Below are 19,208 nucleotides of genomic sequence, written 5' to 3'. Positions count from 1 at the left end.
GTGCGAGACAACGCCCGCCGACAGCCCGAACCACCCCCGCCCCGGCCCCCACCCCCCCCCGTGAACCACGGCGTCACAGTCACCTGGCCCCCCAACGGCCCGCGCGCCCCCCCCCCCGCCCCCCCCACGGCCCGTACTCTTGTCCCCGTGCAGGAACTCCACAACGCCCCTCTCGCCCCCCTGACCACCTTCCGGCTCGGCGGGCCCGCGGCCCGGCTCCTCACGGCCACCACCGACGACGAGGTCACCGAAGCCGTACGCGCGGCGGACGCGGCCGGCACACCGCTCCTGATCATCGGCGGCGGGAGCAATCTGGTCATCGGGGACCAGGGCTTCGAGGGAACCGCCCTGCGTATCGCGACCCGGGGCTTCACCCTCGACGGCACCACGCTGGAGCTGGCCGCGGGCGAGGTCTGGAGCGACGCCGTCGCCCGTACCGTCGAGGCGGGCCTGGCGGGCGTCGAATGCCTCGCCGGCATCCCCGGATCGGCCGGTGCCACCCCGATCCAGAACGTCGGCGCGTACGGCCAGGAGGTGTCCAGCACCATCACCGAGGTCGTCGCCTACGACCGCGCCGCCCGCGAGACCGTCACGCTGACCAACGCCGAATGCGCCTTCTCGTACCGCCACAGCCGCTTCAAGGAGCACCCCGAGCGGTATGCCGTGCTGCGCGTCCGCTTCCTGCTGGAGGACGCGGGCGGGCTCTCCGCCCCGCTCAAGTACGCCGAGACGGCCCGCGCCCTCGGGGTCGAGCCCGGCGACCGCGTGCCCGCCGCCGTCGCCCGGGACACCGTGCTCAAGCTGCGGGCGGGCAAGGGCATGGTGCTGGACCCCGAGGACCACGACACCTGGTCGGCGGGCTCCTTCTTCACCAACCCGGTCCTGACCGAGCGGGAGCACGCCGAGTTCGTCGGGCGCGTACGGGCCCGCCTCGGCGCCGCCGCGACGCCGCCCGCGTTCCCCGCGGGGGAGGGCCTCACGAAGACCTCCGCCGCCTGGCTGATCGACAAGGCCGGTTTCACCAAGGGGTACGGCACGGGCCCGGCCCGTATCTCCGGCAAGCACACCCTCGCCCTCACCAACCGGGGCGCGGCGACCACCGAGGATCTGCTCACGCTCGCCCGCGAGGTGGTCGCCGGGGTCCATGAGGCGTTCGGGATCACCCTGGTCAACGAGCCCGTGACGGTCGGCGTCAGCCTCTAGCACGCCCCCCACGGACGTTTCAGTCCGCCAGCCAGGTGTCGATCCCCGCCAGCAGCTTCTCCCGTACCTCCGGGGGCGCCGCCGAGCCCCGTACCGACTGACGCGCCAGCTCGGCGAGTTCCGCGTCGCTGAAGCCGTGGTGCGCGCGGGCCAGCTCGTACTGCGCCACCAGCCGCGAGCCGAACAGCAGCGGGTCGTCCGCGCCGAGCGCCATCGGTACCCCCGCCTCGAAAAAGGTCCGCAGCGGCACGTCCTCCGGCTTCTCGTAGACGCCCAGCGCCACATTGGAGGACGGGCAGACCTCGCAGGTCACCCCCCGGTCCGCGAGCCTGCGCAGAAGCCTGGGGTCCTCGGCGGCCCGGACGCCGTGTCCGATCCGGGAGGCGCGCAGATCGTCCAGACAGTCCCGTACGGACGCGGGCCCGGTCAGCTCGCCGCCGTGCGGCGCGGCCAGCAGCCCGCCCTCCCTGGCGATCGCGAAGGCGCGGTCGAAGTCCCTGGCCATCCCGCGCCGCTCGTCGTTGGAGAGCCCGAAGCCGACGACACCCCGGTCCGCGTACCGCACGGCGAGCCGGGCCAGGGTCCTGGCCTCCAGCGGGTGTTTCATCCGGTTCGCCGCGACCAGCACGCGCATCCCGAGACCGGTGTCCCTGGCGGCCGCGTCCACGGCGTCCAGGATGATCTCCAGCGCGGGGATCAGCCCGCCGAGCAGCGGTGCGTACGAGGTGGGGTCGACCTGTATCTCCAGCCAGCCCGAGCCGTCCCGTACGTCCTCCTCGGCGGTCTCGCGGACCAGCCGCTGGATGTCCTCCGGCGCGCGCAGACAGGACCGGGCGATGTCGTAGAGCCGCTGGAAACGGAACCAGCCGCGCTCGTCGGTGGCGCGCAGTCTGGGCGGTTCACCGCTGGTCAGCGCCTCGGGGAGGTGGACACCGTACTTCTCGGCGAGTTCGAGCAGCGTCGTGGGCCGCATCGAACCGGTGAAGTGCAGATGCAGATGAGCCTTGGGCAGCAGGCTGAGATCGCGGGGGCGGGTGGTGCTCTCCATTCCAGGATCCTGCCGCACGGAAGGGCCGACCGGCAGCCCCTTTCCCCGATCGAGATCTTGCCCGAACGCAAAAACGAGCCCCCGGCCATCGCCGGGAGCCCGTTTCCGTGGCGCGGTGTCTTCGGCCCGCCCGGGAGGAGCGGCGGGAGGAAGCGCGGCGCGGGTCAGTCCTGAGCCTCGGCCAGCAGCTTCTGGATCCGGGTGATGCCCTGCACCAGGTCCTCGTCGCCGAGCGCGTACGACAGCCGCAGATATCCGGGCGTACCGAAGGCCTCGCCCGGCACCACCGCGACCTCGACCTCCTCCAAAATCAGCGCGGCCAGCTCGACCGTGGTCCGCGGCCGGCTGCCCCGGATCTCCTTGCCCAGGAGGGCCTTCACCGAGGGGTACACATAGAACGCGCCCTCGGGCTCGGGGCAGAGCACGCCGTCGATCTCGTTGAGCATCCGCACGACGGTCCGGCGGCGCCGGTCGAACGCGGTGCGCATCTCGGCGACGGCCGTGAGATCACCGGAGACGGCGGCGAGCGCGGCGGCCTGCGCGACATTGGAGACATTGGACGTGGCGTGCGACTGGAGGTTGGTCGCGGCCTTGACGACATCCTTGGGGCCGATGACCCAGCCCACACGCCAGCCGGTCATCGCGTAGGTCTTCGCCACACCGTTGACCACGAGGCACTTGTCACGCAGCTCCGGCACGGCGGCGGGCAGCGAGGTGAAGGTGGCGTCGCCGTACACCAGGTGCTCGTAGATCTCGTCCGTCAGCACCCACAGCCCGTGCTCGACGGCCCAGCGGCCGATGGCCTCGGTGTCGGCGGGGCTGTAGACGGCACCCGTCGGGTTGGACGGTGAGACGAAGAGCACGACCTTCGTACGCTCCGTACGGGCCGCCTCCAACTGCTCGACGGAGAGCCGGTAGCCGGTGGTCTCGTCGGCCACGACCTCTACCGGGACACCGCCGGCCAGCCGGATCGACTCGGGATAGGTGGTCCAGTACGGAGCCGGGACGATGACCTCGTCACCGGGGTCCAGTATGGCCGCGAACGCCTCGTAGATCGCCTGCTTGCCGCCGTTGGTCACCAGGACCTGGGAGGCCTCGATCTCGTAACCCGAGTCACGCAGCGTCTTCGCGACGATGGCGGCCTTCAGCTCGGGAAGCCCGCCGGCCGGCGTGTAGCGGTGGTACTTGGGGACACGGCAGGCCTCGACGGCCGCGTCGACGATATAGCCGGGCGTCGGGAAGTCGGGCTCGCCGGCGCCGAAGCCGATCACCGGACGTCCGGCGGCCTTCAGGGCCTTGGCCTTGGCGTCCACGGCGAGGGTCGCGGATTCGGAGATCGCGCCGACTCGGGCGGAGACCCGGCGCTCGGTGGGTGGGATTGCAGCGCTCATACGGCCATGGTCCCAGACCTGAAACCTCCCCGGCACACAGGTTTCATCCAGTGAACAAACAGCGGACGGCCCCGCGAACGGCGCCGGTCGTGAATCGTTACGGCGCAAGCTGTTCGACGCGGGCGCCACGACCACGTACACTCACTCGTCGTTGGGCCTCGGCAGACAGGTCCGTACCAGGCACTCCGTGCACCCGGTCGGATGCGGTAGGTTGAGGAAGACACAAAGGGTCGTAGCTCAATTGGTAGAGCACTGGTCTCCAAAACCAGCGGTTGGGGGTTCAAGTCCCTCCGGCCCTGCTACACAAGCCTCCGCCAGGCTGTGTGCGCATGCACGTACATTCAATGCACCGCCGTGCGGCTCCCCCGGGCGCGGCACGGCCACGACCGGGAATCAGGTGAGAGAGCGTGACGGACGCCGTGGGCTCCATCGACAAGCCTGATGCCGACGACGAGTCCGCTGAGTCGAAGAAGCCCCGTAAGGGTGGCAAGCGCGGCAAGAAGGGTCCTCTGGGCCGTCTCGCGCTCTTCTACCGTCAGATCGTCGCCGAGCTGCGCAAGGTCGTCTGGCCGACTCGCAATCAGCTGACGACGTACACCACAGTGGTGATTGTCTTCGTTGTCATCATGATCGGTCTGGTGACCGTGATTGACTACGGCTTCCAGAATGCGATCAAGTACGTCTTCGGCTGATCCCGCGAAGAGCGCCCGACGCGGCGCTCCTTCGCGTGTTCCACCCATTGAGCCAGGAAGAAGCAGCCACCGTGTCTGACCCGAAACTGAACGACGCCAGCGAGTCGGAGGAGTCCCGAGAGGACGAAACCGGCATCGTCGAGGCGGCGGACGCTGTCGAGCCAGACCAGGCCGAAGCCGCTGACGTCGCCGCGGGCGAGCCGGCCGAAGAGGCCGCTCTCCATGTCGAGGACGACGAGACCGAGGCGGACGACGACTCCGCCGAGGACGCGCGCGACGAGGCGGACACGGACGACGAGGACGCCGAGGGCGAGGCCCCGGCCGACGCTCCCGCCGACCCGATCGCCGCGCTCCGTGAGGAGCTCCGCGGTCTGCCCGGCGAGTGGTACGTCATCCACACCTACGCGGGCTACGAGAAGCGCGTGAAGGCCAACCTGGAGCAGCGTGCCGTCTCGCTGAACGTCGAGGACTTCATCTACCAGGCCGAGGTCCCCGAGGAAGAGATCGTCCAGATCAAGAACGGCGAGCGCAAGAACGTCCGCCAGAACAAGCTCCCGGGCTATGTCCTGGTGCGGATGGATCTGACGAACGAGTCCTGGGGCGTCGTCCGCAACACCCCGGGCGTCACCGGCTTCGTGGGCAACGCGTACGACCCGTACCCGCTGACCCTGGACGAGATCGTCAAGATGCTCGCGCCGGAGGCCGAGGAGAAGGCCGCCCGTGAGGCCGCCGAGGCCGAGGGCAGGCCGGTTCCGTCCCGCAAGGTCGAGGTCCAGGTGCTGGACTTCGAGGTCGGTGACTCGGTCACCGTCACCGACGGTCCGTTCGCCACGCTCCAGGCGACCATCAACGAGATCAACGCCGACTCGAAGAAGGTCAAGGGCCTGGTCGAGATCTTCGGCCGGGAGACGCCGGTCGAGCTGAGCTTCGACCAGATCCAGAAGAACTGAGCGCCGGACCGCACGGGCGTCACGCGCCCTCTGGCACAACAGCTCCGGAGCAGCGACTCCGGAACAACAGCTTCCGACCAGGTCAGACAGGCTCCCACAGATGTCTGACCTGTCGGTTTTTGGCCGTACAGCTATACCCGTTATCGTTGTGCGGTATGCCTCCATCCGGATGACCGGACGGTCGGCTGAAAACTCTCACTAGGACCCGGAGAGAGCACATGCCTCCCAAGAAGAAGAAGGTCACGGGGCTTATCAAGCTCCAGATCAGTGCCGGTGCGGCCAACCCGGCTCCGCCGGTCGGCCCCGCACTGGGCCAGCACGGCGTCAACATCATGGAGTTCTGCAAGGCCTACAACGCCGCGACCGAGTCGCAGCGTGGCATGGTCGTGCCGGTGGAGATCACGGTCTACGACGACCGCTCCTTCACCTTCATCACCAAGACTCCGCCGGCCGCCAAGCTGATCCTCAAGGCCGCTGGTGTGGACAAGGGCTCCGGCGAGCCGCACGTCAAGAAGGTCGCGAAGCTCACCCGCGCCCAGGTGCGTGACATCGCCACGACCAAGATGCCCGACCTGAACGCCAACGACCTGGACGCCGCCGAGAAGATCATCGCCGGCACCGCCCGTTCCATGGGCATCACGGTCGAGGGCTGACCCAGCCGGGCAAGCCCCAGTGGCAGGGCCATGCGCGGCCCGGACCACGAACTCCACACCTGTACGAACCACCAGGAGAAGAAGTGAAGCGCAGCAAGGCTCTCCGCGGCGCGGACGCCAAGATCGACCGGGAGCGCAGCTACGCCCCGCTCGAGGCCGTCCGTCTCGCCAAGGACACCACCACCACCAAGTTCGACGGCACCGTCGAGGTGGCCATGCGGCTGGGCGTCGACCCGCGCAAGGCCGACCAGATGGTCCGTGGCACCGTGAACCTTCCGCACGGCACCGGCAAGACCGCCCGGGTCCTGGTCTTCGCGACCGGTGACCGTGCCGAGGCCGCGCGTGCCGCGGGCGCCGACATCGTCGGCGCCGACGAACTCATCGACGAGGTCTCGAAGGGCCGTCTGGACTTCGACGCCGTCGTCGCCACCCCGGACCTCATGGGCAAGGTCGGCCGCCTCGGCCGTGTCCTCGGCCCGCGTGGTCTGATGCCGAACCCGAAGACCGGCACGGTCACCCCGGATGTCACCAAGGCTGTCAACGACATCAAGGGCGGCAAGATCGAGTTCCGTGTCGACAAGCACTCGAACCTGCACTTCATCATCGGCAAGGTCTCCTTCGACGAGACGAAGCTGGTCGAGAACTACGCCGCGGCGCTGGAGGAGATCCTCCGTCTGAAGCCGTCCGCCGCGAAGGGCCGCTACATCAGGAAGGCGACCCTGACGACGACGATGGGTCCCGGCATCCCGCTGGACGGCAACCGCACGCGCAACCTCCTCGTGGAGGAGGACCCGGCCGCCGTCTGACCGACGGCAGCCGCGGCTCACGCGTACGGCACGTCGTACCGCACGGACCGCACGGACGAAAGGCCGGTCCCCGCACCTCTCCGGAGGCGCGGGGACCGGCTGTTTATTCAGCGGGCACTGTCAGAGGCGGACGGTAGAGTTCGCCGGGCGTACAAGATCTTTTACTTATTCGTGGGGGGATCCATGAAGACCACTTATCGGAACATCGCGGCGACCGCGCTCGCGGGCGCGCTGCTCTGCGGCACGGCGGCCTGCTCGGCGGAGAGCACCAAGCCCGCCGCGGACGGCAAGAGCGACGACGGCAGGGCCGCGGCGAAGACGGTGGAGATGTCCCCGGTCGCCGCCGTCGAGAAGGCGACCGCCAACAACAAGGACCTCACCTCGCTCACCTACTCCATGAGCGGCAAGATCCCGGGCGAGGGCCCGGTCGAGGCCGACGCGGCGCTGGGGCTGAAGCCGCTGGGCATGCAGATGACGATGCGCATGGAGGTGGACGGAAAGCAGGAGGAGGTCGAGATCCGGCTCACCGAGGAGGGTCTCTATCTCAACGGAGGCAAGGAAGCCGCCGCCGAGATGGACGGCAAGAAGTGGATGAAGTTCCCCATGGACCCGTCCGGGACGGGATCGTCGGCGGCCGGGCTGCCCAGCCAGTTCGACCAGAACCCCGCCGAGGAGTCCGCCTCGCTGACCGCCGCCGACGATCTCAAGAAGGTCGGCGAGGAGACCGTCGACGGGGTCGCCACCACGCACTACACCGGCACCCTGACGCTGGCGGAGCTGCGCGAGAGCCTGAAGGAAGAGAAGGACGCCAAGGCCAAGGAGCGCCGTGAGAAGGGCTTCAAGGAGTACGAGGACATGGGCATCGACAAGCTGACGATGGACATGTGGATCGACAAGGGCGACCTCACCAAGCAGTTCCGTATCCAGGCAGCCGCGACGAAGGGACCGCTCGACATGACGATCAAGTTCCTCGCCTACAACAAGCCGGTGACGGTCAAGGCTCCGCCTGCCTCCGAGACCGTCGACCTCGCGGACATGATGGAAGGCGCCCAGGCCGGCTGACGGCCTCCCGGCGCGATTTGCCTGGCACGGCGCCCTTCACGTACTGTTCGTGAGAAGCCAAAGACCGCTGGTCGTTGCCGTGTGCTCGTAAGAGGGTGCGGCGGCCGAAGGATCCGCTAGCTGCGGACGACCTGCGCAGGTGACTGTGGACAGCTCCCGGATCCCATTCGGTCGAGCTACGCCCCGTGCGCCTGCGCCGGGGCGTTTCGTTTTGCCCAGCCCCTTCTGAGCGGTCCTCATCACCCGGAAGGAGGCCGACGCTCATGGCAAGGCCCGACAAGGCTGCCGCGGTGGCCGAGCTGACGGACAAGTTCCGCAGCTCGAACGCCGCCGTGCTGACCGAGTACCGGGGTCTCACCGTGGCGCAGCTCAAGGAGCTGCGCCGTTCTCTCGGTGAGAACGCCCAGTACGCCGTGGTGAAGAACACGCTGACCAAGATCGCGGCCAACGAGGCCGGGATCAACACGCTGGACGACCTGTTCTCGGGTCCGACGGCGGTTGCCTTCGTCACCGGTGACCCGGTGGAGTCGGCGAAGGGTCTTCGTGACTTCGCCAAGGACAACCCGAATCTCATCATCAAGGGCGGCGTCCTTGACGGTAAGGCGCTCAGCGCCGATGAGATCAAGAAGCTCGCGGACCTCGAGTCCCGCGAGGTTCTGCTCTCCAAGCTGGCAGGTGCCATGAAGGGCAAGCAGTCGCAGGCTGCCTCGCTCTTCCAGGCCCTTCCGTCGAAGTTCGTCCGCACGGCGGAAGCGCTTCGCGTCAAGAGGGAAGAGCAGGGCGGTGCCGGTACGCCGGCTCCCGTCGAGGCCGACTCCGAGTAATCACGCTCGTTCGGTCGCAGCGGGCCGGTACGCCCGCGGAACTGTACATACGGCACCAGCCGAATTAGTGGAAGGACCGCCATCATGGCGAAGCTCAGCCAGGAAGACCTGCTCGCGCAGTTCGAGGACATGACCCTCATCGAGCTCTCCGCGTTCGTGAAGGCCTTCGAGGAGAAGTTCGACGTCACCGCCGCCGCCGCGGTCGCCGCCCCGGCCGCCGGTGTCCCCGGTGCCCCGGTCGAGGCCGTCGAGGAGCAGGACGAGTTCGACGTCATCCTCACCGGTGCCGGCGAGAAGAAGATCCAGGTCATCAAGGTCGTGCGTGAGCTGACCTCGCTGGGTCTGAAGGAGGCCAAGGACCTCGTCGACGGCGCCCCGAAGGCCGTTCTGGAGAAGGTCGCCAAGGAGGCCGCCGAGAAGGCCGCCGAGTCCCTCAAGGGCGCCGGCGCCTCCGTCGAGGTCAAGTAACCCCTGCGAGCCCGCCACCGCCGCCCTCGGGCGCCTGGAGGCGGTCTCGGCGCCATGAGGCGCGATGTTGACGCGCGGGGCGATCACCCAGTCGGGTGGTCGCCCTTCCGCGTTCCCGTGGGGGCTGCCTTGCTCTTCCGTTGGCGACGAGTATCGTGATCATCGCCGTGCTTCGGTACGCCCGGTCACGCTCCGCAGGGGGTGGGGGGCCTTGACGAACCGCACGCAGCGCGCAATTCTCAGGAACGCGTCGCACAGTCGGCACAATCGATCCGGATCCGAGGCATGGATCGACGGCGAAGAGGGCAGTATCGATGTGCGCCTACGGCGCGAAGGCTTGCCGCAGTTGAGACAAGGGTGTTGAGAACAACGAGGGTGTCGGAAAACCCGCTCTGGACATCAGTGTGCCAAGTGGCTACACTGACCCTTTGCGCTGCCTGTTAGCTGCTCCCTGCCCGTCACCAGGGGCACCCCCTCGTATGAGCATCGGTGGTTGAAGGCCCTGAAGTGGGCTTTCTCTCTCCGTGCCCTGCTTGGGACCGGTACGCGCGTAGTGAGTCCGAGCCCTCGGAAGGACCCCCTCTTGGCCGCCTCGCGCAACGCCTCGACCGCGAATACGAACAACGGCGCCAGCACCGCCCCGCTGCGCATCTCCTTTGCAAAGATCAAGGAGCCCCTCGAGGTTCCGAACCTCCTTGCGCTGCAGACCGAGAGCTTTGACTGGCTGCTCGGCAATGCCGCTTGGAAGGCTCGTGTCGAGGCGGCTCTCGAGAACGGGCAGGACGTCCCCAGGAAGTCCGGTCTGGAGGAGATCTTCGAGGAGATCTCCCCGATCGAGGACTTCTCCGGGTCGATGTCGCTGACCTTCCGCGACCACCGCTTCGAGCCCTCCAAGAACTCGATCGACGAGTGCAAGGAGCGCGACTTCACGTTCGCCGCCCCGCTCTTCGTCACGGCCGAGTTCACCAACAACGAGACCGGCGAGATCAAGTCCCAGACGGTCTTCATGGGCGACTTCCCGCTCATGACCAACAAGGGCACCTTCGTCATCAACGGCACCGAGCGTGTCGTGGTGTCCCAGCTCGTCCGCTCGCCGGGTGTCTACTTCGACTCCTCGATCGACAAGACGTCCGACAAGGACATCTACTCCGCCAAGATCATCCCGTCCCGGGGTGCCTGGCTGGAGATGGAGATCGACAAGCGCGACATGGTCGGTGTCCGTATCGACCGCAAGCGCAAGCAGTCCGTGACCGTCCTCCTCAAGGCTCTCGGCTGGACGACCGAGCAGATCCTGGACGAGTTCGGCGAGTACGAGTCCATGCGCGCCACCCTGGAGAAGGACCACACCCAGGGCCAGGACGACGCGCTGCTCGACATCTACCGCAAGCTGCGCCCGGGTGAGCCCCCGACGCGTGAGGCGGCTCAGACGCTGCTCGAGAACCTCTACTTCAACCCCAAGCGGTACGACCTCGCCAAGGTCGGCCGGTACAAGGTGAACAAGAAGCTCGGCGCCGACGAGCCGCTGGACGCCGGCGTGCTCACCACCGACGATGTCATCGCGACCATCAAGTACCTGGTCAAGCTGCACGCCGGGGAGACCGAGACGGTCGGCGAGAACGGCACCACGATCGTCGTCGAGACCGACGACATCGACCACTTCGGCAACCGCCGTCTGCGCAATGTCGGCGAGCTCATCCAGAACCAGGTCCGTACGGGTCTGGCGAGGATGGAGCGCGTCGTGCGTGAGCGCATGACGACCCAGGACGTCGAGGCGATCACGCCGCAGACGCTGATCAACATCCGGCCGGTCGTCGCCTCCATCAAGGAGTTCTTCGGCACCAGCCAGCTCTCGCAGTTCATGGACCAGAACAACCCGCTGTCGGGTCTCACCCACAAGCGCCGTCTGTCGGCTCTTGGCCCGGGTGGTCTCTCCCGTGAGCGGGCCGGCTTCGAGGTCCGTGACGTGCACCCGTCGCACTACGGCCGCATGTGCCCGATCGAGACCCCCGAAGGCCCGAACATCGGTCTGATCGGCTCGCTCGCCTCGTACGGCCGGGTCAACGCGTTCGGTTTCGTCGAGACCCCGTACCGCAAGGTCACCGACGGCCAGGTCACCGACGAGGTCGACTACCTGACCGCCGACGAGGAGGACAGGTTCGTCATCGCCCAGGCGAACGCGATCCTCTCCGACGATCTGCGCTTCACCGAGCCCCGTGTCCTGGTCCGCCGCCGTGGCGGTGAGGTCGACTACGTGCCCGGCACGGACGTCGACTACATGGATGTCTCGCCGCGCCAGATGGTGTCGGTCGCGACCGCCATGATCCCGTTCCTGGAGCACGACGACGCCAACCGCGCCCTCATGGGCGCGAACATGATGCGTCAGGCCGTGCCCCTGATCACCTCCGAGGCGCCGCTCGTCGGCACCGGTATGGAGTACCGCTGCGCGGTCGACGCCGGCGATGTGATCAAGGCGGAGAAGGCGGGTGTGGTCCAGGAGGTATCCGCGGACTACATCACCGTCGCCAATGACGACGGCACGTACACCACGTACCGCATCGCCAAGTTCTCCCGCTCCAACCAGGGCACCTCGGTCAACCAGAAGGTCGTCGTCAACGAGGGCGACCGGGTCGTCGAGAACCAGGTGCTCGCGGACGGTCCGGCCACCCAGCTCGGCGAGATGGCACTCGGCAAGAACCTTCTCGTGGCGTTCATGCCGTGGGAGGGCCACAACTACGAAGACGCGATCATCCTCAGCCAGCGGCTGGTCCAGGACGACGTCCTCTCCTCGATCCACATCGAGGAGCACGAGGTCGACGCCCGTGACACCAAGCTCGGACCCGAGGAGATCACCCGGGACATCCCGAACGTCTCCGAGGAGGTCCTCGCGGACCTCGACGAGCGCGGCATCATCCGTATCGGTGCCGAGGTCGTCGCCGGGGACATCCTGGTCGGCAAGGTCACGCCCAAGGGCGAGACCGAGCTGACCCCGGAGGAGCGTCTGCTCCGCGCGATCTTCGGCGAGAAGGCCCGTGAGGTCCGTGACACCTCGCTGAAGGTGCCGCACGGCGAGACCGGCAAGGTCATCGGCGTACGGGTCTTCGACCGCGAGGAGGGCGACGAACTGCCGCCGGGCGTGAACCAGCTCGTCCGCGTGTACGTCGCGCAGAAGCGCAAGATCACCGACGGTGACAAGCTCGCCGGACGCCACGGCAACAAGGGCGTCATCTCGAAGATCCTGCCGATCGAGGACATGCCGTTCCTGGAGGACGGCACCCCGGTCGACATCATCCTCAACCCGCTGGGTGTCCCGTCCCGGATGAACCCGGGGCAGGTCCTGGAGATCCATCTCGGCTGGCTCGCCAGCCAGGGCTGGAAGGTCGAGGGCAGCGACGAGTGGATGGAGCGGCTGAAGGTCATCGGCGCCGACGAGGTCGCCCCCGGTACCAATGTCGCCACCCCGGTCTTCGACGGCGCGCGCGAGGACGAGATCTCCGGTCTCTTCGAGGCCACGATCCCCAACCGCGACGGCAACCGGATGGTGCAGCCGTCCGGCAAGGCCCATCTGTTCGACGGCCGCTCCGGTGAGCCGTTCCCGGACCCGATCTCGATCGGGTACATGTACATCCTCAAGCTCCACCACCTGGTCGACGACAAGCTGCACGCGCGTTCGACCGGTCCGTACTCGATGATCACCCAGCAGCCGCTGGGTGGTAAGGCCCAGTTCGGCGGTCAGCGCTTCGGTGAGATGGAGGTGTGGGCGCTGGAGGCTTATGGCGCCGCGTACGCCCTCCAGGAGCTGCTGACGATCAAGTCCGACGACGTGACCGGCCGCGTGAAGGTCTACGAGGCCATCGTCAAGGGCGAGAACATCCCCGAGCCCGGCATTCCCGAGTCCTTCAAGGTGCTCATCAAGGAAATGCAGTCGCTCTGCCTCAACGTGGAGGTGCTGTCCTCGGACGGTATGTCCATCGAGATGCGCGACACGGACGAGGACGTCTTCCGCGCGGCGGAGGAGCTCGGTATCGACCTGTCCCGGCGCGAGCCGAGCAGCGTCGAAGAGGTCTGACGGGTTGGCCGGCCGGATCCCGTATCCGGCCGGCTCTCCCCGGACCCGTTCAGACCATTGCTGAAGTGCCCCATATTTCTCGCTGACGCGAGGGGGCTCGAACCCCCGAAAGAGGGATTGACGACAAGTGCTCGACGTCAACTTCTTCGACGAGCTGCGGATCGGCCTCGCCACCGCGGACGACATCCGGACCTGGTCCCACGGCGAAGTGAAGAAGCCGGAGACCATCAACTACCGCACGCTCAAGCCCGAGAAGGACGGACTCTTCTGCGAGAAGATCTTCGGCCCCACCCGGGACTGGGAGTGCTACTGCGGCAAGTACAAGCGTGTCCGCTTCAAGGGCATCATCTGTGAGCGCTGTGGCGTCGAGGTCACGCGCGCCAAGGTGCGCCGTGAGCGGATGGGCCATATCGAACTGGCCGCGCCCGTCACCCACATCTGGTACTTCAAGGGCGTCCCGTCGCGCCTCGGGTATCTGCTCGACCTCGCGCCGAAGGACCTGGAGAAGGTCATCTACTTCGCCGCGTACATGATCACGTTCGTGGACGAGGAGCGCCGTACGCGCGACCTGCCCTCGCTGGAGGCCCATGTCTCCGTCGAGCGCCAGCAGGTCGAGAACCGCCGCGACGCCGACCTCGAAGCCCGCGCCAAGAAGCTTGAGACCGACCTGGCCGAGCTGGAGGCCGAGGGCGCCAAGGCCGATGTGCGCCGCAAGGTGCGCGAGGGCGCCGAGCGTGAGATGAAGCAGCTCCGTGACCGCGCGCAGCGCGAGATCGACCGTCTCGACGAGGTGTGGAACCGCTTCAAGAACCTCAAGGTCCAGGACCTGGAGGGCGACGAGCTGCTCTACCGCGAGCTGCGTGACCGCTTCGGCACGTACTTCGACGGTTCGATGGGCGCCGCCGCGCTCCAGAAGCGGCTGGAGTCCTTCGACCTGGACGAGGAGGCCGAGCGCCTCCGCGAGATCATCCGTACCGGCAAGGGCCAGAAGAAGACCCGCGCGCTCAAGCGCCTCAAGGTCGTCTCCGCGTTCCTCCAGACGAGCAACAGCCCCAAGGGCATGGTGCTGGACTGCGTCCCGGTGATCCCGCCGGACCTGCGTCCGATGGTGCAGCTCGACGGTGGCCGCTTCGCGACCTCCGACCTGAACGACCTGTACCGCCGTGTGATCAACCGGAACAACCGCCTCAAGCGCCTTCTCGACCTCGGTGCCCCCGAGATCATCGTGAACAACGAGAAGCGGATGCTCCAGGAGGCCGTCGACGCGCTGTTCGACAACGGCCGCCGCGGCCGTCCGGTGACCGGTCCCGGTAACCGCCCGCTGAAGTCCCTGAGCGACATGCTCAAGGGCAAGCAGGGCCGTTTCCGTCAGAACCTGCTCGGCAAGCGCGTCGACTACTCGGCCCGTTCCGTGATCGTCGTCGGCCCGCAGCTCAAGCTGCACCAGTGCGGTCTGCCGAAGGCCATGGCGCTGGAGCTCTTCAAGCCGTTCGTGATGAAGCGCCTGGTGGACCTGAACCACGCGCAGAACATCAAGTCGGCCAAGCGCATGGTCGAGCGCGGCCGTACGGTCGTGTACGACGTGCTCGAAGAGGTCATCGCCGAGCACCCGGTGCTGCTGAACCGTGCGCCGACCCTGCACCGCCTCGGTATCCAGGCCTTCGAACCGCAGCTCGTCGAGGGCAAGGCCATCCAGATCCACCCGCTCGTCTGCACCGCGTTCAACGCGGACTTCGACGGTGACCAGATGGCCGTCCACCTGCCGCTCTCCGCGGAGGCGCAGGCCGAGGCCCGCATCCTGATGCTGTCCTCGAACAACATCCTCAAGCCGGCCGACGGCCGTCCGGTCACCATGCCCACCCAGGACATGGTGCTCGGTCTCTTCTTCCTCACCACGGACGAGGAGGAGCGCGAGGTCAAGGGCGTGGGCCGGTCCTTCGGCTCCAGCGCCGAGGCGACCATGGCGTTCGACAACCGGGAGCTCTCGCTCCAGGCGAAGGTCGACATCCGCTTCCCGGTGGGCACTATCCCGCCGCGCGGCTGGACCCCGCCGGCGGTCGAGGACGGCGAGCAGCAGGACTACCAGCAGGGCGACAGCTTCCGGCTGCGTACGACCCTGGGCCGCGCGCTCTTCAACGAGCTGCTGCCCGAGGACTACCCGTTCGTCGACTACTCGGTGGGCAAGAAGCAGCTCTCCGAGATCGTCAACGACCTGGCCGAGCGCTACCCCAAGGTCATCGTGGCGGCGACGCTCGACAACCTGAAGGCGGCGGGCTTCTACTGGGCGACCCGTTCCGGTGTCACCGTGGCCATCTCCGACGTGGTCGTGCCCGAGGCGAAGAAGGCGATCGTCCAGGGTTACGAGGCACAGGACGAGAAGGTCCAGAAGCAGTACGAGCGCGGTCTGATCACCAAGCAGGAGCGCACGCAGGAACTGATCACGATCTGGACCAAGGCGACCAACGAGGTCGCCGAGGCGATGAACGCGAACTTCCCGAAGACCAACCCCATCTTCATGATGGTGAACTCGGGCGCGCGTGGAAACATGATGCAGATGCGTCAGATCGCCGGTATGCGTGGTCTGGTGTCGAACGCCAAGAACGAGACGATCCCGCGTCCCATCAAGGCGTCCTTCCGTGAGGGCCTGTCCGTGCTGGAGTACTTCATCTCCACGCACGGTGCCCGTAAGGGTCTGGCCGACACCGCCCTGCGTACCGCCGACTCGGGTTACCTGACCCGTCGTCTGGTGGACGTCTCGCAGGACGTGATCATCCGCGAGGAGGACTGCGGCACCGACCGCGGCCTCAAGCTGAAGATCGCGGTCAAGGGCGCCGACGGTGTGCTCCACAAGACGGAGGACGTCGAGACCTCCGTGTACGCGCGGATGCTCGCCGAGGACGTCGTCATCGACGGCAAGGTCATCGCGCCGGCCAATGTCGACCTGGGCGATGTCCTGATCGACGCGCTGGTGAACGCCGGGGTCGAGGAGGTCAAGACCCGCTCGGTCCTGACCTGTGAGTCCGCGGTCGGCACCTGTGCCTTCTGCTACGGACGCTCGCTGGCCACCGGCAAGCTGGTCGACATCGGTGAGGCGGTCGGCATCATCGCCGCCCAGTCCATCGGTGAGCCCGGTACCCAGCTCACGATGCGTACCTTCCACACCGGTGGTGTGGCCGGTGACGACATCACCCAGGGTCTGCCCCGAGTCGTCGAGCTCTTCGAGGCCCGTACGCCCAAGGGTGTCGCCCCGATCTCGGAGGCGGCCGGCCGCGTCCGTATCGAGGAGACGGAGAAGACCAAGAAGCTGGTCGTCACCCCGGACGACGGCAGCGACGAGACGGCGTTCCCGATCTCGAAGCGCGCCCGGCTGCTGGTGGAGGAGGGCGACCACGTCGAGGTGGGCCAGAAGCTCACCGTGGGCGCCACCAACCCGCACGACGTGCTGCGGATCCTCGGTCAGCGCGCGGTCCAGGTCCACCTGGTCGGCGAGGTCCAGAAGGTCTACAACTCGCAGGGTGTGTCGATCCACGACAAGCACATCGAGATCATCATCCGGCAGATGCTGCGCCGTGTGACGATCATCGAGTCCGGCGACGCGGAGCTGCTGCCCGGCGAGCTGGTGGAGCGGTCGAAGTTCGAGACCGAGAACCGCCGTGTGGTCACGGAAGGCGGCCACCCGGCCTCCGGCCGTCCGCAGCTCATGGGTATCACCAAGGCCTCGCTGGCCACCGAGTCGTGGCTGTCGGCGGCGTCCTTCCAGGAGACGACCAGGGTCCTCACCGACGCGGCGATCAACGCCAAGTCGGACTCCCTGATCGGCCTCAAGGAGAACGTCATCATCGGTAAGCTCATCCCGGCCGGTACGGGTCTGTCCCGCTACCGCAACATCCGGGTCGAGCCGACCGAGGAGGCCAAGGCCGCGATGTACTCGGCCGTGGGCTACGACGACATCGACTACTCGCCGTTCGGCACCGGCTCCGGCCAGGCCGTCCCGCTGGAGGACTACGACTACGGTCCGTACAACCAGTAAGGCGTGAGCGAACCGGAGGGCGGCCATCCGTACGGGTGGCCGCCCTCCGGCATGTCCGGGGCCGTGCCCCGCTCAGCGGTGCTGAGGGTACGAGGGCGGCTGAGGATATGGGGACTGCGGGATGTGCGGCTGCGGCTGCGGCTGCGGTGGCGGGGGCGGGGGCGGGGGCGGCTGGAGTGGCTGCGGTGGCTGCGGTGGCAGATACGGCTGGAGATGGTGCAGCCGGGTGTAGTGGTCGGGGTGGGACGAGAGCAGCTTCGAGAGGGCGCTCTCCCGCATGGGGACACCGCCGTGCCGCGCCATGGCCATGGCCTCCCGCTGCTGGTCCGCCAGACGCAGTTTGTGGAGTACGGCCGCGAGCATCGGGGCGAAGCCCAGGGCAGCCGCGTGCTGGTCGGCCCGTACCCAGAGCTCGTAGGTCTCCGCCTCGACACCGGCACTGGAAGTGTGACCGTGTGCACAGAGTCACCCGAGTGATCCCCGTGCTCGCACAGAGTGACCGTGAAGGGCGTGGAAATCGGCGTGGCGGGGGACGGGGCGGAGGGGGGAGGGCTACGGCGCGCCCGGACCTGAGCGCGCGATCTGCCGGAGCACCTCCGGCCGCAGGATCAGCATCGTGCGCCGGCCCGTGACCACCGCCTGCCGGTCCCGCAAGTCCTTGAGCAGCCGCTGCACCATCTCGCGGGAGGCGCCGACGGACCCCGCCAGCTCCTGTTTGCTGAGCGGTACGGACAGTTCGATGCCCTCCTCCGTGCGCCGGCCGTGCGTACGCGCCAGATCGAGCAGCAGCACGGCGAAGCGTTCCCGTACGCTCATCGAGCCGAATTCAAGCCGCCGTCTGTCCGCCGCCCTGGTGCGGTCGGCGGTGAGTCCGAGCAATTTCAGCGAAACCTGGGGTGAACCCGCGAGGTATTCACGGAACCGGTCGTGCTCGACCGCGACCGCCTCCACCTGTTCCAGCGCGGTCACGGTGGCCGCCCGTACCCGGCCGGTGAGCGCCGCGGACTCGCCGACGATGTCGCCGGGGCCGCGCAGGGCGAGCAGCGCCTCGTACCCGTTGGCGGCCGATGCCGTCACCTTTGTCCAGCCGCGCAGGATGAGCAGGACATGGGTGGACGGTTCGTGCTGGTGGATGAGGGGCGTACGAGGGGCGAAGCGGAGGGCGCTGCCCAGTGCCAGCAGCGACGCCCGGTCCTCACGCTCCAGCCGGGCCAGAAACGGAACACAGTCGTCCAGCCCCGCTTCTTCGGGTAATTCCGATACGGACATGAGCTCCCCCGATCGTCCTGATGAACAGGACAAGCTACTGAAAGTGACGAGTACATGCAGGAAGAACGGCGTGTTTACCCTGGGAAAGCGGGAATCTCGGCGCGGCGTCTTTCCGGCGGCAGTACGGCGTGTCCGGCCCAGGGCATTTGTTTTGACCGGAGTCGATGAGGTAGGTACGCTCAGACCTTGTGCCTGGGGTGTGCCTGGGCTCCTGTGCGTGTCTTCAGCCGCATGGCGAGTTCGAGTATTGGCCACCGTGATCTGCGCCTTCCTCGCCTTCGGCGGGGTCATGCAGCATTCGACACACCCGACCGCGTGGGTCGGAGTCGTTCCAGGTTAGTTGTACTAACGGCACACAGAAACCGGAGAAGTAGTGCCTACGATCCAGCAGCTGGTCCGGAAGGGCCGGCAGGACAAGGTCGAGAAGAACAAGACGCCCGCGCTCGAGGGTTCCCCTCAGCGTCGCGGTGTCTGCACGCGTGTGTTCACGACCACCCCGAAGAAGCCGAACTCGGCCCTCCGGAAGGTCGCGCGTGTGCGTCTGACCTCCGGCATCGAGGTCACGGCCTACATTCCGGGTGAGGGACACAACCTGCAGGAGCACTCCATCGTGCTCGTGCGTGGTGGCCGTGTGAAGGACCTGCCTGGTGTTCGTTACAAGATCATCCGCGGCTCCCTCGACACTCAGGGTGTCAAGAACCGCAAGCAGGCCCGCAGCCGCTACGGCGCCAAGAAGGAGAAGTAAG

The 19,208-nt window shown here is 67.4% G+C and carries 15 protein-coding genes and 1 tRNA gene; 12 read left to right on the top strand and 4 right to left on the bottom strand.

Annotated features, from left to right (window positions below):
* Positions 1 to 147: 147 nt before the first annotated feature.
* Complete coding sequence (locus ACWGDX_RS25130; protein WP_453628952.1) at positions 148 to 1,203, top strand: UDP-N-acetylmuramate dehydrogenase; 1,056 nt, start codon at positions 148 to 150, stop codon at positions 1,201 to 1,203.
* 19 nt (positions 1,204 to 1,222) lie between these two features.
* Here ACWGDX_RS25130 and ACWGDX_RS25125 read toward each other — a convergent pair whose 3' ends face one another.
* Together ACWGDX_RS25125 and ACWGDX_RS25120 are read right to left on the bottom strand one after the other, a co-directional pair.
* Positions 1,223 to 2,251, bottom strand: a complete 1,029-nt coding sequence (locus ACWGDX_RS25125; RefSeq protein WP_453628950.1) for an adenosine deaminase — start codon at positions 2,249 to 2,251, stop codon at positions 1,223 to 1,225.
* A 164-nt stretch (positions 2,252 to 2,415) separates the two neighbouring features.
* Entirely contained in the window at positions 2,416 to 3,642 is a 1,227-nt protein-coding gene (locus tag ACWGDX_RS25120; protein WP_453628948.1) for a pyridoxal phosphate-dependent aminotransferase, read from the bottom strand.
* Positions 3,643 to 3,868: 226 nt separating this feature from the next.
* On the opposite strand from ACWGDX_RS25120, the gene ACWGDX_RS25115 reads away from it, so the two are divergent.
* The 10 genes from ACWGDX_RS25115 to ACWGDX_RS25070 all read left to right on the top strand — a co-directional run bounded on the left by ACWGDX_RS25115 (position 3,869) and on the right by ACWGDX_RS25070 (position 17,193).
* A tRNA-Trp gene (locus ACWGDX_RS25115) sits at positions 3,869 to 3,941 on the top strand.
* 108 nt (positions 3,942 to 4,049) lie between these two features.
* Entirely contained in the window at positions 4,050 to 4,334 is a 285-nt protein-coding gene (secE, locus tag ACWGDX_RS25110) for a preprotein translocase subunit SecE (RefSeq protein WP_066942727.1), read from the top strand.
* A gap of 71 nt (positions 4,335 to 4,405) precedes the next feature.
* Positions 4,406 to 5,284, top strand: a complete 879-nt coding sequence (gene nusG / locus ACWGDX_RS25105; RefSeq protein ID WP_453628946.1) for a transcription termination/antitermination protein NusG — start codon at positions 4,406 to 4,408, stop codon at positions 5,282 to 5,284.
* Between the two features lie 218 nt (positions 5,285 to 5,502).
* Positions 5,503 to 5,937 carry a 50S ribosomal protein L11 gene (gene rplK, locus ACWGDX_RS25100; protein WP_382856354.1) on the top strand — a complete coding sequence of 145 codons (435 nt, stop codon included), beginning with the start codon at positions 5,503 to 5,505 and terminating at the stop codon, positions 5,935 to 5,937.
* Positions 5,938 to 6,020: 83 nt separating this feature from the next.
* Positions 6,021 to 6,743 (top strand): 50S ribosomal protein L1, encoded by a 723-nt coding sequence (gene rplA, locus ACWGDX_RS25095; RefSeq protein WP_066942722.1) that lies wholly within the window; start codon positions 6,021 to 6,023, stop codon positions 6,741 to 6,743.
* 183 nt (positions 6,744 to 6,926) lie between these two features.
* Positions 6,927 to 7,805 carry a DUF6612 family protein gene (locus tag ACWGDX_RS25090; RefSeq protein WP_453628943.1) on the top strand — a complete coding sequence of 293 codons (879 nt, stop codon included), beginning with the start codon at positions 6,927 to 6,929 and terminating at the stop codon, positions 7,803 to 7,805.
* Between the two features lie 263 nt (positions 7,806 to 8,068).
* Positions 8,069 to 8,629 (top strand): 50S ribosomal protein L10, encoded by a 561-nt coding sequence (gene rplJ / locus ACWGDX_RS25085; protein ID WP_363081962.1) that lies wholly within the window; start codon positions 8,069 to 8,071, stop codon positions 8,627 to 8,629.
* Between the two features lie 84 nt (positions 8,630 to 8,713).
* Positions 8,714 to 9,097, top strand: a complete 384-nt coding sequence (rplL, locus tag ACWGDX_RS25080; protein ID WP_453628941.1) for a 50S ribosomal protein L7/L12 — start codon at positions 8,714 to 8,716, stop codon at positions 9,095 to 9,097.
* A 583-nt stretch (positions 9,098 to 9,680) separates the two neighbouring features.
* Positions 9,681 to 13,163, top strand: a complete 3,483-nt coding sequence (rpoB, locus tag ACWGDX_RS25075; protein ID WP_453628939.1) for a DNA-directed RNA polymerase subunit beta — start codon at positions 9,681 to 9,683, stop codon at positions 13,161 to 13,163.
* A 127-nt stretch (positions 13,164 to 13,290) separates the two neighbouring features.
* Positions 13,291 to 17,193 (top strand): DNA-directed RNA polymerase subunit beta', encoded by a 3,903-nt coding sequence (locus tag ACWGDX_RS25070; RefSeq protein WP_363081965.1) that lies wholly within the window; start codon positions 13,291 to 13,293, stop codon positions 17,191 to 17,193.
* Between the two features lie 72 nt (positions 17,194 to 17,265).
* Here the strand turns inward: ACWGDX_RS25070 and ACWGDX_RS25065 are convergent, their stop codons facing one another.
* Together ACWGDX_RS25065 and ACWGDX_RS25060 are read right to left on the bottom strand one after the other, a co-directional pair.
* Positions 17,266 to 17,556: a hypothetical protein gene (locus tag ACWGDX_RS25065; RefSeq protein ID WP_453628937.1), complete on the bottom strand. Its 291-nt coding sequence runs from the start codon at positions 17,554 to 17,556 to the stop codon at positions 17,266 to 17,268.
* A 189-nt stretch (positions 17,557 to 17,745) separates the two neighbouring features.
* Positions 17,746 to 18,462: a Crp/Fnr family transcriptional regulator gene (locus ACWGDX_RS25060; protein ID WP_453628935.1), complete on the bottom strand. Its 717-nt coding sequence runs from the start codon at positions 18,460 to 18,462 to the stop codon at positions 17,746 to 17,748.
* 373 nt (positions 18,463 to 18,835) lie between these two features.
* Between ACWGDX_RS25060 and rpsL the strand changes: the two genes are divergently transcribed.
* Positions 18,836 to 19,207 carry a 30S ribosomal protein S12 gene (gene rpsL / locus ACWGDX_RS25055; RefSeq protein ID WP_003948652.1) on the top strand — a complete coding sequence of 124 codons (372 nt, stop codon included), beginning with the start codon at positions 18,836 to 18,838 and terminating at the stop codon, positions 19,205 to 19,207.
* Position 19,208: the final 1 nt, after the last annotated feature.

The organism is Streptomyces sp. NPDC055025 (assembly GCF_053608565.1).
The sequence above is the reverse complement of the archived record's forward strand: the minus strand, read 5'-3'. Positions and strand labels throughout refer to the sequence as shown.